10 protein-coding genes are annotated in these 14,451 nt (G+C 57.6%); 3 read left to right on the top strand and 7 right to left on the bottom strand.

The window, feature by feature from the left end:
• Positions 1-97 precede the first annotated feature (97 nt).
• A complete protein-coding gene (locus QC815_RS03910; protein ID WP_230446746.1) occupies positions 98-1,069 on the bottom strand; it encodes a calcium/sodium antiporter in 972 nt (323 codons plus the stop codon).
• 85 nt (positions 1,070-1,154) lie between these two features.
• Positions 1,155-2,192 carry a hypothetical protein gene (locus QC815_RS03905; protein ID WP_230446745.1) on the bottom strand — a complete coding sequence of 346 codons (1,038 nt, stop codon included), beginning with the start codon at positions 2,190-2,192 and terminating at the stop codon, positions 1,155-1,157.
• Positions 2,193-2,358: 166 nt separating this feature from the next.
• On the opposite strand from QC815_RS03905, the gene QC815_RS03900 reads away from it, so the two are divergent.
• A complete protein-coding gene (locus tag QC815_RS03900; protein ID WP_230446744.1) occupies positions 2,359-2,892 on the top strand; it encodes an invasion associated locus B family protein in 534 nt (177 codons plus the stop codon).
• Positions 2,893-3,059: 167 nt separating this feature from the next.
• Here the strand turns inward: QC815_RS03900 and QC815_RS03895 are convergent, their stop codons facing one another.
• The 4 genes from QC815_RS03895 to QC815_RS03880 are packed head-to-tail and all read right to left on the bottom strand — an operon-like array spanning position 3,060 to position 10,981.
• On the bottom strand, positions 3,060-6,062 hold the full coding sequence (locus QC815_RS03895; protein WP_309767029.1) for a response regulator: 3,003 nt from the start codon (positions 6,060-6,062) through the stop codon (positions 3,060-3,062).
• Positions 6,059-8,920: a PAS domain-containing protein gene (locus tag QC815_RS03890; RefSeq protein WP_309767027.1), complete on the bottom strand. Its 2,862-nt coding sequence runs from the start codon at positions 8,918-8,920 to the stop codon at positions 6,059-6,061. The genes QC815_RS03895 and QC815_RS03890 overlap by 4 nt, the downstream gene beginning before the upstream one ends.
• A gap of 20 nt (positions 8,921-8,940) precedes the next feature.
• A complete protein-coding gene (locus QC815_RS03885; RefSeq protein ID WP_309767025.1) occupies positions 8,941-10,599 on the bottom strand; it encodes a diguanylate cyclase in 1,659 nt (552 codons plus the stop codon).
• Positions 10,592-10,981 (bottom strand): response regulator, encoded by a 390-nt coding sequence (locus tag QC815_RS03880; protein ID WP_230446740.1) that lies wholly within the window; start codon positions 10,979-10,981, stop codon positions 10,592-10,594. The genes QC815_RS03885 and QC815_RS03880 overlap by 8 nt, the downstream gene beginning before the upstream one ends.
• 409 nt (positions 10,982-11,390) lie before the next feature.
• Between QC815_RS03880 and QC815_RS03875 the strand changes: the two genes are divergently transcribed.
• Entirely contained in the window at positions 11,391-12,701 is a 1,311-nt protein-coding gene (locus QC815_RS03875) for a hypothetical protein (RefSeq protein WP_230446739.1), read from the top strand.
• A gap of 150 nt (positions 12,702-12,851) precedes the next feature.
• Positions 12,852-13,787: a ketopantoate reductase family protein gene (locus QC815_RS03870; protein WP_309767078.1), complete on the top strand. Its 936-nt coding sequence runs from the start codon at positions 12,852-12,854 to the stop codon at positions 13,785-13,787.
• Here the strand turns inward: QC815_RS03870 and QC815_RS03865 are convergent.
• Positions 13,777-14,376, bottom strand: a complete 600-nt coding sequence (locus QC815_RS03865; protein WP_230446738.1) for a LysE family translocator — start codon at positions 14,374-14,376, stop codon at positions 13,777-13,779. The two genes, QC815_RS03870 and QC815_RS03865, sit on opposite strands and share 11 nt — an antisense overlap.
• Positions 14,377-14,451 lie beyond the last annotated feature (75 nt).

Genomic DNA, 14,451 nt, shown 5'->3' with positions numbered 1-14,451 from the left:
GCCCCAATCCCCCTTCAATCGCCTACTTGCGCGCCAGGTCACGTCACGCCAACGAGCAATCTAGCAACCAAGCTCACCATAGCGGGGGCATCGCCTCTCAGACTGTCAACACAGCATTGACCAGCCAGCCGTTATAAACCACCAACCCCAGCAGTAAAACGCTTGCTTCAATGCGATTAATGCGTCCTGCGCCGCGAACCCCGTAGCCCATGATGAACAGGCCCACTACCATGGCCATCATCACCGGCCAGTCTCGGCGCATGACCTCTGTCGAAAGTCCCTCCATTGGTGCAATAACGCCAGCAATGCCCACCACCGCTAATAAATTGAACATACAGGAGCCAACCACATTACCAATGGCGATATCGTGCTCCCCCTTGCGTACCGCCGCAATGGAGGATGCCAGCTCCGGCAGTGAGGTACCCAGCGCCACGATCGTGAGTCCGATGATGAGATCGCTCACGCCCAGAGCACTCGCCACGGACACAGCCCCCCAGACCAGCATCCGCGAGCTCACCAACAGTAGCGTCAACCCAGCCAAGAGCCAAAAGATGGCGCGTCCAAGCGTCATGGGAGGCGACGAAAGCGCCTGCGCCTCTTCAACTAATGGATCTCCCTTGCCACGCAGAGCTGTCCAGGTCGTCCAGGCCATCAGGCCAAAGAACCCAATCAGTAACAACAGAGATTCCCATCGGCTAAGTTGGTCGTTCCAGAAAAATCCGCCTGCCACGGCTCCGAACAGTAATAGCAGCGGTAGCTCACGGCGAATAATCTTCGAATGCACTGCAATCGGCATGATCAGAGCCGTCACGCCGACGATCAGGCCAACGTTATAGATATTGGATCCCAGCGCATTACCAAGGGCCAGTTCGGGGGTTCCATCAAGGGCGGCCATGATGGACACGACGATCTCCGGCGCCGAGGTGCCAAACCCGACGATTACCATGCCAATCACCAAAGACGGTAACCCAATGTGCCCCGCCACTGCCGAGGCACCATCGATGAAACGGTCAGCGCTCCACAGGAGCAGAACAAACCCCAGCAGGATCGCCAGAATGGATAAAAGCACGACATCTCCTCAATAGTAGTTGTGAGCGGCACTCGACCATGAGGTGTAACAAGAAGCGCAAATGCATTGCTGTGGCAGCATGGCGTCAGGCAACCTGCAACAGGGTAAAGGGCGCCTCACAGGCGTGCCGTTCGTCACGCTCGTCTACGCTGCCCAGCCCAAGGTGTCGATCGTTATCGTAGGCCACAAACAGGCGATCATGGTCCAGTACGGCAAGGCCCTCTGCCTTGTGTTCAAATTCCAGCGGAAGCCCCGATGGCGTGGTCACCAGCGATGGACGGCTTCCCGCGTGGAAATCATCCAGGCTGACCTCCCAAAGATAACCACCGATGCGTTCCTCCTCTGCTTCCTCAACCTCGAAGCTGTTTAGCAAGTAAAGACGCCCGTGGTATGGATCATACTCCAGACTCGACAGGCCGCAGTCGTAACGAACCGCGGGGTGGTTGCCCGGCTCGAAGGCGTAGTGCTCGCGCATTTTATCGATGAATACCAGGTTGCCGCTTTCACTCATTTCGTAATGGGCGCCCACAATACGGCTTACATAGGTGAAGTCATCATGTGCCTGCCCCTGTTCGCGGATACCGAACAGCAACAAGCCATCGCCGCGCTTTCCAGGTACTGCGGCAAGTCCCTCGACTTTGTAGTAGGGATAGCCAACCGCTTCATCGAGCTTGGTGCGCAGCTCCAGTGAGCCCTCAACGCCATCTCTCGGGTCCGGATCCACTACCTGCACGCTTTCAGGTTTGCCCAGCGGCCAAATCAGCAAATGGTTGTAGTCGTTCAGGGCATGGCTTTCGCTGTCGATTCGATCAAAGCCTGTGGTCGCCAATACGTAACGGCCATCTGCCGTGAGGGATAAGTCCTCATACTTGACGGCCTGCTTGATAAGCGGAGTGGTGTAGTACTCCAGTCGACTGTCATCTGGCCCCTGCGCGCTCATCGGCACGGCAAACACCGCTGAACGATGTTCTCCAGGTACCGGTTTGTCGCTGGCCAGGATCAATCGCTTGCCGTCGTAAAGCACGGCCGATACCTCGGCATTGACCAGTTTGCCTTGCTCATCGCGCAAACCAGCGGGAAAGCAATGGATAGTTCCTTGCTGCAGAATCGTTGCATGCGTCATGGTGGTAGATCCTCACGACTGTCAAAAGTGGAACGAAGCCTACTAGACCTTAGCGTCAAGCGTCGAACTGCGGTTAGCGGTAGCAACGGGGCTCGACCTAAAGCAAACAAGCAGGCATGGTAGAGGTTGTTATTTACCATTAGCGAAACAACCGGAGGTTACGCCAATGCCGCACCATCTTGCTAAAACCCTACTCACGACGGGGCTATTATCGATCCTGGCGTTTTCACCCAGCGCTTTCAGCCAACAAGAACCCGGAACAGCGTCCGGTAATGATGTCACCACTGAGTCGTTCCAGGACTGGGAGGTTCGCTGCCAGCGTAATGCCGAGGGCCCGAATCCTTGTGCGATGGCACAATTGGTCACGCAACCTGGCAGCGACCAGCCCTTGATGCAGGTAATTTTCAACTACCCGCCGCAGATCGATGACCCGGTGATGAGCTTTTTCGTGCCGCTGGGGGTGCGACTGGCCGCGGGTTTGCAATTGAGCGTAGATGGCGGCGAGCCCATCCAGTTCCCCTATCAGGTCTGCCAGGCGCAAGGGTGCCGGGCCGACGCGCCCATTGAACCGTCGATGTTGCAGCAGCTGCGCAGTGGCAGTAGCGCAACGCTCAGCATGATCGGCCCTCGCGGTGACCGCATGGATCTGGATATTTCGCTGATAGGCTTTACCGACGCCAACACCCGCATCGCGCCCTGATCTCGGTGACCTTTCCCGGAGAAAGCCGGCCCAGCGGAGCCGGCATTTCTAACCAGGCACTGTCAGCATGCTCTCTTACGCCCATGCCTTGCACGGCATCGATAGGGTGGGACGCGCTGCCCGTGACATGCATGCAGACGGATAAAGGGCTGTCCCAGTCGCCGATATCAACCTTGCCAACCGGTGGGTGCCCTGCCCGTTAATCGTGATGACTGAATGCGTGCGTCGATGCCACGAATCAAGGCGTCTTTGGATAGCCTGGATTTGAGCAGAACGGCCTCGACCTTGTCGTGATGCTGCTGTGCCATATCGGCTCCGGACAAGATGACCACCTTCGCATCAGGCTGACGAGCACGAACATCTTCCACCAGTTCCCAGCCCGACCCGTCCGGCAGCCCTATGTCCAGAAGCACGACGTCAAAAGTCGTCTGTTGCAGGCGTTTGCGAGCTTCTTGCAGGGTGCGCGCGGCTTCAAAGGTATAGTGATCGCCAGCCATGGCACAGATTACTTCATGTAAATCGGCGTCGTCTTCGACATGCAATATCCGTGGATACTGTATCGACGTGTCTGATAACTGCCGTCCAACCATGTCGATTAGCCGCGATTGATCGATCGGTTTGGCCAGCCAGTCGATGCCGGTTGCTTGCCCGCTGAGTGCCAGCCGATTCTCCTCCACCTGAGCGGACACCACGACAACCGGCAGGTCAGCGGTAGCGGGGTGTTCACGCAGCGTATAAATGATATCCAACCCACTCATGTCGGGCAGCATCAGATCCAGACTCATCAGGTCGTAATGTGTTTCCTGGAGCCTTTTTTGCGCCTCGTGACCGGTCAGGGCGATATCGACGCGATAGCCAGCATCGCTCAGCATATGAGCGAGAAGTGTGGCGATATCGCTATCGTCTTCAACGACAAGGATCCTGGGAGCGTGATCCTGATCAACAGCGGATAGCGATGACGGGGACGTTTCCGCCGCTGTTGCAACCAATGGCAATTCAAAAAAGAAACGCGAGCCCTTGCCTTCGCTGGACTCGAAATCAATGCGCCCTCCCATGTGATCTATCAGTTCCCGCGTGATGGCCAACCCCAGCCCCGTCCCCTCCTGGGCGCGCGTGTCAGACGAATCGGCCTGGGCGAAACGCTGAAAGATTTTCTCGTGAAACGCATCGGGTATGCCGGGTCCGTTATCGATAACGCTGACGATAACCTTGTTGTCCGATGCTTCAACCGAGACGGTGACCGTATCCCCGTCCGGCGAAAACTTGATCGCATTGGAGAGCAGGTTAGCAAGCACCTGCAGCATCCGCTGGGCATCCACGTTGACGAATACCTCAGGTATCTCCTCGGCCAGTAATAGTGTCACGCCTCGGTGACTGCCATAGCTGCGGTCAGCCTCCATGGCTTGTTCAATCAGCGGCATCAGCGCGTGCACCTGCATATCAAAATGCAGCTTGCCCGCAGCGATCTTTTCAATATCCAGCAAGTCGTTGATCAAGTGCGCCAAACGCTTGCTGTTACGGTGCGCGGTCGTCAGCAGTTTCTGGGCCTTGTCAGGAAGCTCGCCGGCGCCGCCCCCCATCATCAACCCCAATGCACCCGAAATAGAGGTCAAGGGCGTGCGCAATTCGTGGCTGACGGTTGAGATAAACTCGTTTTTCATCTGGTCAGCTCGTTTACGCTCGGTGATGTCTTCAGCAATACCCAGATAACCGCTGATGTCACCGTCATCACCACGCATGGGCGTCACCACCAGGGATACCGGCACATGACGGCCATCCTTATGCACGTACGTCCACTCCCGTACCTCGGAACCATCCAGCTCGGCTTTTTCCACAAACACCCGGAAGCCCTCGACGGGTTTACCGAACGCAGTCGTTAACTGCGCTGACCGTACGCTCACCTCCTCCTGGCGATGAAAGATGGCCGGGGTCTGCTTGCCTACGATTTCTGACTTGCTGTAGCCCAGCATATGCTCGGCGCCTTTATTGAAGGCGGTAATGACGCCGGCGGTATCGGTGGCGATGATGGCCACTTCAGAGGCCGCTTCAAGGATGTTGGATAAAAAACGTTCGGCGTTGCGTATCGCATCGTCAGCCACTTTTCGCTCGTTCGCCAAACGGTTCATGGAATGCGCGAGGGCGCGAACCTCAGGGCCGCCTTGCTCAAGAAAGTCGCTATCAAAACGCGCATCGTCGGCCATGTGATCAATGCGATGCGTGATGCGCTCTATGGGGCGTGTCAGGGTTCGAGCGATCCACGCCCCCGCCAGCCCCACCAGTGACATGGCAACCAGAGCGATCAGCAGGAACTGCCGAAAGGAGGCTTTTGCGGGGGCGATGGCATCGCTATAGGGTAATGCGCGCAGCACGATCCAGCCCAGGGATTCCAGCCGCTGGGTCGTCACCAGGTAAGGGCGTTGCTGGTAGGCGACAACGGTGCCGGCAGGGCTGAGCGACAGGGCGGCGTCGACCAGCGCGTCCTCACCGTCGTCGGGGAGCGGTTCGGGCGTGTCGAACCGTTCCCGCATGGACACAAAGAGGCGATGCTGCGGATCTACAATCAAGGTGATGATGCTCGATTGCTCCTCGTTCCATTTTTCAGCGTCGATAAGCGGCGTGTTGGATAGATCCACCAATCCGCCGGTGTATCCGATGATGCGTTGATCCGGCGACAGGATGGGCTGCAGGTAGGAGATCAACGGCAAGCCGGTGGTACGCCCCATGATCGGCTCCGATATGATCGCTTCGCGGGTTTGCCGGGCACGCTGGAAGTGGGGACGATCCATGTAGTTGGTGCCTAATCGGCCTGGTACGTGGCTATTTTCCGCGATAGCCGTGCCCTCTGCATCAAAGATCAGCAACCCGTCGGGGAACAGCTGGCTGGCCACAGATGGCTGCTGAAGCAGCGCCTGCAGCGCCTGACGATCGCGAAGCCGGCCTTCATCCGTCAGCAAGCGCGTGGCAAAGGCTTCCAGCGCAAGCATCCGCTGCTGCTGCGATAACTCAAGCTCGGACGCCAGCCCATCGATTTCCGCCGCTTCACGCTCCGCGATGATGGTCTCGTAGTTCTTCACTAACAGCGGGTAGACCGTCACCAGAATGCCGCCCACCAAAATACCGCTCATGAGGACGACGAGTAGCACGATGCGGACGCTTAGCGGGGCTTTCACAATACGTGTTTCCTGGGCAAGACAATAAAAAAGTCAGCGCCGCCACCCACCGCATCGCGGTAGCCAACCTCGCCTCCCATCTGATGGCAGATTTCCTGGCTGATTGCCAGACCAAGGCCCGTGCCCGGCAGCTTACGAGTGTCGCTACTGTCTGCCTGGGCAAACCGCTGAAAGAGACGATCGCGGAACGCCGGTGCGACGCCGGGGCCATGATCGCGCACTGAGATCTCGACAGTGTGCTCGGTGGCTGTCACGACTAGCGCAACCGTTTGTCCTGGCGGCGAGAACTTGATCGCGTTGGATAACAGGTTGGTGAGGGCCTGTATCAGGCGTGGGCCATCCACCTGACAGCAAACGGATGGCCAGGCATCGGCACCTTGTATCGCTACCTGGTGCTGCTCGCTATAGCCCTGCAGGCTGTCAACCACATCCTTTAGCAACGGGGCCAGGGGTTGCACCGTCAAGTTCATGGGCATCTTGCCGGCCACCAGCTTTTCCATGTCCAGCAAATCATTGATCAACGCGGCCAACCGCTGGGCATTGCGTTCTGCGGTGTTGATGAGTGACTGGGCCTGGTCGGGCAGATCTCCGGCGGCACCGCCCTTCACAAGGCCAAGCGACCCCTTGATCGAGGTCAGAGGCGTACGCAGTTCGTGGCTCACGGTCGAGATGAACTGGTCTTTCATCTTGTCCAGCTTACGACGTTCGGTGATGTCCTCGATCAGTGACCAGATCACTTGGCGACCATCCTGCTCCTGGCTGAGCATGCCCTGTAAACGCACCGGATAACGGCTGCCATCTTTACGAATATACTCTTTCTCGAAGGGGCCGTAGCGTCCTGTTGCCTTCAAGGTGGCAAGCGCCTGATCCTCTGCGGCTTCGTACTCCTTGGGTGTGACATCCCAATAGCTCAGTGACACAAACTCCTCCCGGGTATACCCGGTTGGCGCAATGAGCGCGTCGTTCAAATCGATGAAACGCCCGGTTGCAAAATCATTCAGCGCGATGCCGATGGGGGAAAAATCGAACAGCCCGCGCAGGCGAGCTTCGTTGTTTTCCAGGGCTTGACGCGCCTGCTCCCACTCGTGAATGTCATGCAGATAGCCGTGCCACAGGGTACTTCCGTCCACGAGACGTTCCGGTTTGGCATGCCCCATGATCCAGCGATACCCAACTCCCTCGAATTGCACACGATACATAGCCGTCCAGTATTCCAACGTCTCTGACGAGTGCTCGATGGAGGCTTGGATGGCGCTCAGGTCGTCGGGATGAATCCGCGCAAAAGCGGGGGTGGCATCTTCGGCCGCCTGTGCCGGAGTGAGGCCGTAGAAATCCTCAATCTGGGGCGAGCTGAAGGGAAAGATAATGCGACCGTCAGCGAAACGTCGGAACTGGTAGGTCACGCCAGGCAGTTGCGCCGTTAACTTGCTGAGACGCTCGTTATGAAGGTTGTTGGCCAGCAGGTCGGACAGCCAGCGCGCCAACAAGCGAATAAACAGCTTCTCGCTATCATCGTAATCGTCCGCCCGGGCGTTGCTGGCCGAAAAGTTCAGCGTACCGAAGGCTTGGCCCTCTATGTCGATGGCGATGCCGATATAGGCACCCAACGGGTTTTCCCGATAGCAGGGGTGGCGCTTGAACTCACTTTGCTCGACATTCGCGACAAACAGCTCACGCTCTTCATCCGAGCAGCCCGAAAAGAGGAACTGGCACCAGGTTTGCCCCAGCATGAACTGCTGGCCTGGAGACAATGCCGCGCCTGGTGCTGCCTCCATCCAACGCACCGTATAGATATTACCCTCGATCTGACTAAGAATGGCCAGATCCACTTGCAGGTATTGCCTGGCTGTCGCCAGGGCGTGATTGATCTTGCCATCCAGCGTTTCCTGCGAAGAAAATACGATATCGTTGAGCAGCACCAGGGCGTCGTGATGCTTTTTAAGCTGGCTGAGCGTGTTCTGTTCGCGCGTGATGTCGACGATGAAGCCTTCCAGAACCATCGGATGTTCAGCGTTGCCTGGAACGCCTTGCCCCCTTTCTTCCACCCAGCGCCAGGTGCCATCACGATGCCGGATGCGATACTCGACATGCCAGCCAACACTGTTGGCAACGGCAGTCTGTACCGCCTTTTCGACCATGAAGGCATCGTCCGGGTGGATCAGGTCTGCGTAACAGGCGTTCTGGTTACCGATCAAATCGGCTGCCGGGTAGCCGCTGACCCGATCCACCTGCCCGCTGATGTACAACATGGTCCATTGCGCATCGTGTAAGCAGCGATAGGTAACGCCCGGCATGTTACTGATCAGCGAGGCCATGTGGTCGCGACTGGCCATCAGCTCAGACTCCAGCGCCGAGTAGGACATCTGGCTGATTTCATCGGCCTGTATCAGCGCCTCGACGGTTGCTGCCAGGTCGGCAAGCATACCTACCTGATCTGCTGAAAGGGTTCTTGGCTGGGTATCAATCAGGCATAGCGTCCCGATCCGGTAACCGTCGGCAGTGTGCAACGGCGCACCGGCATAGAAACGAATATTCGGCTCGCCGATAACAAGCGGATTATCGGCAAAGCGTGCATCGTCCAGGGCATTTTCAACAATCAATGGCGACTGGCTCAAAATGGCATGCGCGCAGAATGAGAACTCGCGCGGTGTTTCGTCGACACCCAGCCCCTGACAGGACTTGAACCACTGCCGATCCCCATCCACCAGTGACACCAGCGCAATCGGCACGGAAAATACGTGACGGGCGAGGCGCGTAATACGATCAAAGCGCGCTTCTGACACGCCATCGAGCAGGCCTGTTTTGTTCAGCGCAGACTGGCGATCGCTTTCGTTGTCGGGGATCGGTGGTACCTTCATGGTCAACCTCAGCTGTCAGATCACTCGCGCTGCGTTTCTGATGCCAAACAAGTACGGTTACGGCCGCTGTTTTTGGCCTGGTAAAGCGCTTGATCAGCCCGGTTAAGCAAGGATTCGGCGGTATCGTCAGGAAAATCCTGGTTGTCGACCACGCCTGCCGACAGGGTACAGGCAAACGGCTCGCCCCCTCCCGTAAACTGAATGGCGGAAAAGTCTTCACGCAGGCTATTGACCATGCTGACAGCATGGTCAGCGGTGCAATCAATCAGCACCAGCGTAAACTCTTCTCCCCCGTATCGGCCTAGTTTATCGGTGCTCCTGAAACGCTGGCGAAGCAAGGTTCCCACAGCGGCGATGACCAAATCACCGACCGCATGCCCATACGTGTCGTTGACGGCCTTGAAATGGTCGATGTCGAGCATCACCACACAAAACCCTTGGGGCTTGCGTTGCGCCAGTTGCCACTGATCCTGCAGGGCTCCCTTGATACTGGCGTGCTTGAGAAGCCCGGTTAACGCATCTCGGGTCTTGGTTTGCTCAAGTCTGCGTAACCGCACGACACGCGATCGGCAGAGACTGACGAGAAGATCCGTATCGATAGGCTTTTCGAGAAAGGCATCGCCTCCCTTCAATAGCGCCTGCCCACGCAGTTCTGCATCGGGTTCGGCTGAAAGATAGACGATCGGCAGCTGTGACCAGCGCTCCATCTGGCCCAGCAGTGCGGCTATTTCCGCCCCGGTAATGCCGGGCAGCCAGAGATCCATGAGGATCAGTTCAGGGTTGATATCATTGAGGGCATCGAAGAACGCTTCAGGATGATCAAACACGTTGACCTGCATGCCCGCCGCTTCCAGCACGCATGCAAGATGCTGCGACAGCTCGACGTCATCCTCGACAATGATCACGCGCTCGGGCTGGCTATCCTTCGTTTTGATCAGCTGCGCGATGTGGGAAGCCAGCTTGATCATGTCCAGGGGCTTGGCAAAATAATTCTGCCCGCCGCTTCGCAGCGCCTGAAGTCGCGCCGTAAAGCTTTCTTCGCTGCCCGTAAAAAGCACGGGACAGCTATAGCGACTGAGTTGCGACAGCCAAAAGTCCACCGGGTTTGTCTTGATCGCTGCATGTCGCGTGCCGCGATGGTCGATCAATAATAGATCCGGTGAGGCATCATCCACCTCGGCAAGGTCTTGCGCATCGCTGAAGTGCCGCACCTGGAAGCCAAAGCTGTGAAGCTGTTGCGCCATGTATTCCGCTAACATGGGGTCTCGCTCCACGAGCCAGATAGCGGGCTCACCGTCAACGTCGTCTTGGCGAGAAGTCTCCAGACCCACCACGGCTTTTTGGCGCTTGTCCGCCTCAAGCGTGTCTTGTAATTGCGCCACCCATTCGCGGGTCGGCAGCGACTGGATGGACTCTTGCTTCAGCAGCCCGTTAATCTGTCGCTCGTATTCCCGAGCCTGGCGCCCCAGCCGCTCAAAGCCAAAGGTACCGGCGGAGCCTGCCAGAGAATGCAGGACAGCATGTATCTGGTGAAGAGAGTCGAGGCGGGATGGATCTTCGACGACCTGCTCGACCAGCGCTTGGAGTCGCTCGAAATCGGCGTCGAGGCGTTTCGAGTACGCCTCCGAAAGCGCCTTTAAACGCTGGGCGAAAGCCTGGGAAGAAGTCGGATCAGCCATGAAAAGCTTTCCAGATAGCGCGCACATCGTCAGCGAGCGTCATGGGATCAAAGGGTTTGGCAATGACGTCTGTCGCACCGATTTCCTTGTACCGTGCCACTTCCTCGGGATGGACTTTAGCGGTCATGAAAGCAACGGCTACCGATTCGCCAATGAGCCCCTGGCGCTTCAGTTCGAGCAAGGTTCTTGGACCGTCCATACCGGGCATCATTACGTCCAGCAGAATCATTTGTGGCGCAAACGCCTCCGTTTCACTGAGTGCAAGCTCGCCAGACTCGCATACCTTGACCGTCAAGCCGCCCACGTCACCTAACGACATGGAGGCAATTTCTCGGATATCTGGATCGTCCTCGACGTACATCACCCTTTCAAGCCTGTCCAAAAGCCACCTCCTGGCTGTTTATACCTACATAACGCAACTGTATAAGCGATCTATCCGGACTGCTACCCCTTTTCCAGACATGGCTGAGGGACTTTTGTATTACGTCCACACCATGCTGAGCGATGGCGAACGTTGAGCCTTTATCCATTACGTTTTTTTATTAAACGCCCTATTTTGTTACCGTTATTTTTATAACAAAAAAATCAGTTTCCGCTGCAACCGCGACATCCGCATGTTTCGCACAGGACGTGTCATGCCATTGCTCAGCGCCAGCCCCCGGTTTCACCGAGGGTAGCGGTCATGCTGTCGCGTGGTCGCGCCACTGTGGCGGTTCAATACGTTCAGGGGTCAGCTCGCAGGGCTAGTCAGCTCGGGCGACGACCCAAGACTTGAAGCAAGAGAGGACACTATGTTACAGCGATCATTCAAGACCGCCGGCTTTGCCGTGGGCGTTACTGGCACCATGGCCTTTGCCGCACCGGCCCTGGCCCAGCAGGACACCGAGGCCATGCAGCGCCAGCTGGATGCTCTGCGCGATCAAGTCGAGCGCATGGAGCAGCAGCTTGAGGCCCAGTCCTCCGCCACAGCGGAAGCGCAAAGCCAGGATGTCCAGCAGACGCGTGAGCTTGCTGAGGAAAACCGCTCTGTGCTGGATTCGATCCAGAAGACCCAGGTCACCGGCACCCTTCAGCTGAACGGGACCTATAATGACTGGGATCAAGTCGATAAGGACACCGGCGGCGACTTGGGCTTTGGTAAGTTCGTACTGGGCGTAGACGGGCAACACGACGACTTCCTGTACTCGCTGGAGTATCGTTTCTACGACGGCTACCAGTTCCTCAAGAAGGGCTGGATGGGCTATGAAGCGAGCAATAACGACACCGTCAAGGTGGGCCTGGTTCAGACGCCGTTCGGCAACATGGATTATGGCTACCTCGGCTGGTACGGCACCCTGCCTTACCTTTCCGGTTTCAACGACAACCAGAACGCGGGTATCAAGTGGGATCATACCCAAGGCGCCTGGGACACCTCATTGGCTTTCTTCAAGAGCGACCAGCTGGGTGATGGCAACGAGCACTATGGCGCCAACCCGGTCGGCAGCAGCGCTCAGGGCAACTCCGAAGAAAACCAGGTGGCCGGTCGTGTCGCCTACACCTTCGGCCAAGGCACCGACTACACCACCGAAGTCAACGTCTCGGCAAAAGGCGGGCAGCTCTACAACCAGCAGACCAACGATAGCGGTAACAGCTGGCAGGCAGCGATTGGCCTGAACGGCACCTACGGCGCCTGGTTTACGCAGCTTCAGGCTACTGCCTACGAGTACGACGCTGAAAATCCGGATGAAGCAGCCAGCGGTATTTCCGACAATGTCATGCAGATCGGCGCCTTCAACTTTAACTACCTGATCCCCGCCGAAGGCCAGATGTATTCAGCCAGCCTGGGCTACAGCATGGATGTTGATTGGGGTGCCATCGAAAACCTCTACTTCTACAATGACTTCAGCTACATCAGCCCGGAAGACAATTACTCGCCGGTCAATGGTGGTTTCGGTGATGTCGACGATCCGATGCTCAACGACCTGGGCATGAAAGTGACCGCTGGCCCGTATTACGCCTGGTTCAGCGTTGTCGCCAACCGCAATGCGCTCGGTTACTTTGGTTCACCGACCGATGATCAGTGGCACACCAGCGTTCAGACCAACTTCGGCTTCAATTTCTAAACGATTTTGAACCGCTAGTTTTGCGCCCCGTTTCTCGCGAAGCGGGGCTTTTTAGTTATCGACCAACCACACGCCCCACCTCATCTTCACCACCTTATACAGAAAAAGGTAAGCTTGACGCCACAGCCGCTGCTCAAGACACCTTCAATGATGACCTCCCACTGGATACTCGGCCCCGGCGCCATTGGTCGTTTGTTAGCGCACTCGCTTGCGCCGCAGGCTAACGTGACGCTGATTGGCCGCCGTCCGCTGCCCGGCCAGCAAACGCTGACCACACCGGAAGGCGAGATGCGTGAGCACCTACTGAACACGCTCACCGTTGACCAGTTGGTTTCCGCATTGCCTGACACAGCTGCCTTTGTGCATATCACCACCAAGGCGATAGCCGCTGAGGCGGCGCTTGGGAGCATCGCGGATGTGATTCTTCCCACTATCCCGCTGGTACTTTGGCAGAACGGCTTTCTCGCCCAACCGCGCATTACCCAAGCCTGGCCCGGGCCGGTGCTGTGCGCGACCACCACAGAGGGCGCGTATTTAACCGGCGATACCGGCGTGGTACATGCGGGGCGCGGGGCGACGTTTGTGGGCGATTTAAACCATCAGCACAGCGGGCTTTCACAGGCACTTGCCGAGACACTAACCCAGGCGGGCCTTGCCACCACGGCAGTGAGCAATATTCGCGCCCGGCTTTGGCAGAAGCTGGCGGTGAACGCGGCGATCAACCCGCTGGTGGCCCTGCATGGGGTGCGCAACGGTGAATTGAGCAACGCGGCGTATGCAGGTCGAGTTCAGACAGTGGTGAAGGAAGTCGCGGCGGTCATGCAGGCCGAGGGCATTCAGCCGCCAACGGAGGGGCAAGGCGATGCCGCGTGGCTGGCGCTGGTCTGGCAGGTGGTGGCGAACACCGCCAACAATAAAGCCTCGATGCTGCAGGACGTGGAGGCACTACGCCCCACCGAGCGCGGGGCGATTTTGCGGCCGTTGATTGAGAGTGCTCAGCGCCATGGCTTGCCGTGTGGCGTGCTGCAGGCGCTGGATGCCGATTTAGCGACGCTTGAGAACCGCTACCTGGCGGCTAGCCGTTAAGCCCCAGCACCGGATATAGCGAGGCGACGAGCAACGCCGCCATGGCGATATTGAACACCCGGTAGCGACGGGGGCTGGTCAACCATTGGCGTACCACCAGGCCCAACCAGGCCCATACTGAAATCGCGGGAAAACTCACCAGGGCAAATACGCTCGCCACCAGCACGACCGAAAGCAGCGTATGGTCCGGCGCGTAGAGCGTGATGGCCGACAGGCACATCGCCCAGGCCTTGGGGTTCACCCATTGAAAAGCGGCGGCCTGCAGAAACGTCATGGGCGTGCCCGTTTCATCGCGAGCTTTCAGCGGTGCGGCATTGGCTACCTTCCATGCCAGCCAGAGCAAATAGGCGATGGAAACGGCTTGCAGCAACGTATTCAGTATCGGATACGCATCAAAAAGCGCCATCAGCCCGCCGCCCACGATCAATACCATCACGCTCACGCCGACCATGATGCCCAGCATATGCGGCAGGGTTCTCTTGAAGCCGAAGTTCGCGCCAGACGCCATCAGCATCAGGTTGTTGGGTCCCGGGGTTACCGTGGTCACAAAGGCGAAGGTCATCAAGCCCGCCAGGACGGTTGCGTTCATCGGCGCTATCTCCATGCAAGGGGTATAGCGTAGAATTTTACGTTCTAATGAGCGCAATGTTGCGCCTAATATCAA

It is taken from the genome of Vreelandella gomseomensis, from assembly GCF_031451645.1.
Classification (GTDB): Bacteria; Pseudomonadota; Gammaproteobacteria; order Pseudomonadales; family Halomonadaceae; genus Vreelandella; species Vreelandella gomseomensis.
The sequence above is the reverse complement of the archived record's forward strand: the minus strand, read 5'-3'. Positions and strand labels throughout refer to the sequence as shown.

Bases quoted from the DNA above. Each gene is read 5' to 3' on its own strand.
- QC815_RS03905 (WP_230446745.1), bottom strand. From the start codon at position 2,192: ATGACGCATGCAACGATTCTGCAGCAAGGAACTATCCATTGCTTTCCC.
- QC815_RS03900 (WP_230446744.1), top strand. From the start codon at position 2,359: ATGCCGCACCATCTTGCTAAAACCCTACTCACGACGGGGCTATTATCG.
- QC815_RS03890 (WP_309767027.1), bottom strand. From the start codon at position 8,920: ATGAAGGTACCACCGATCCCCGACAACGAAAGCGATCGCCAGTCTGCG.
- QC815_RS03885 (WP_309767025.1), bottom strand. From the start codon at position 10,599: ATGGCTGATCCGACTTCTTCCCAGGCTTTCGCCCAGCGTTTAAAGGCG.
- QC815_RS03875 (WP_230446739.1), top strand. From the start codon at position 11,391: ATGTTACAGCGATCATTCAAGACCGCCGGCTTTGCCGTGGGCGTTACT.
- QC815_RS03870 (WP_309767078.1), top strand. From the start codon at position 12,852: ATGACCTCCCACTGGATACTCGGCCCCGGCGCCATTGGTCGTTTGTTA.
- QC815_RS03865 (WP_230446738.1), bottom strand. From the start codon at position 14,376: ATGAACGCAACCGTCCTGGCGGGCTTGATGACCTTCGCCTTTGTGACC.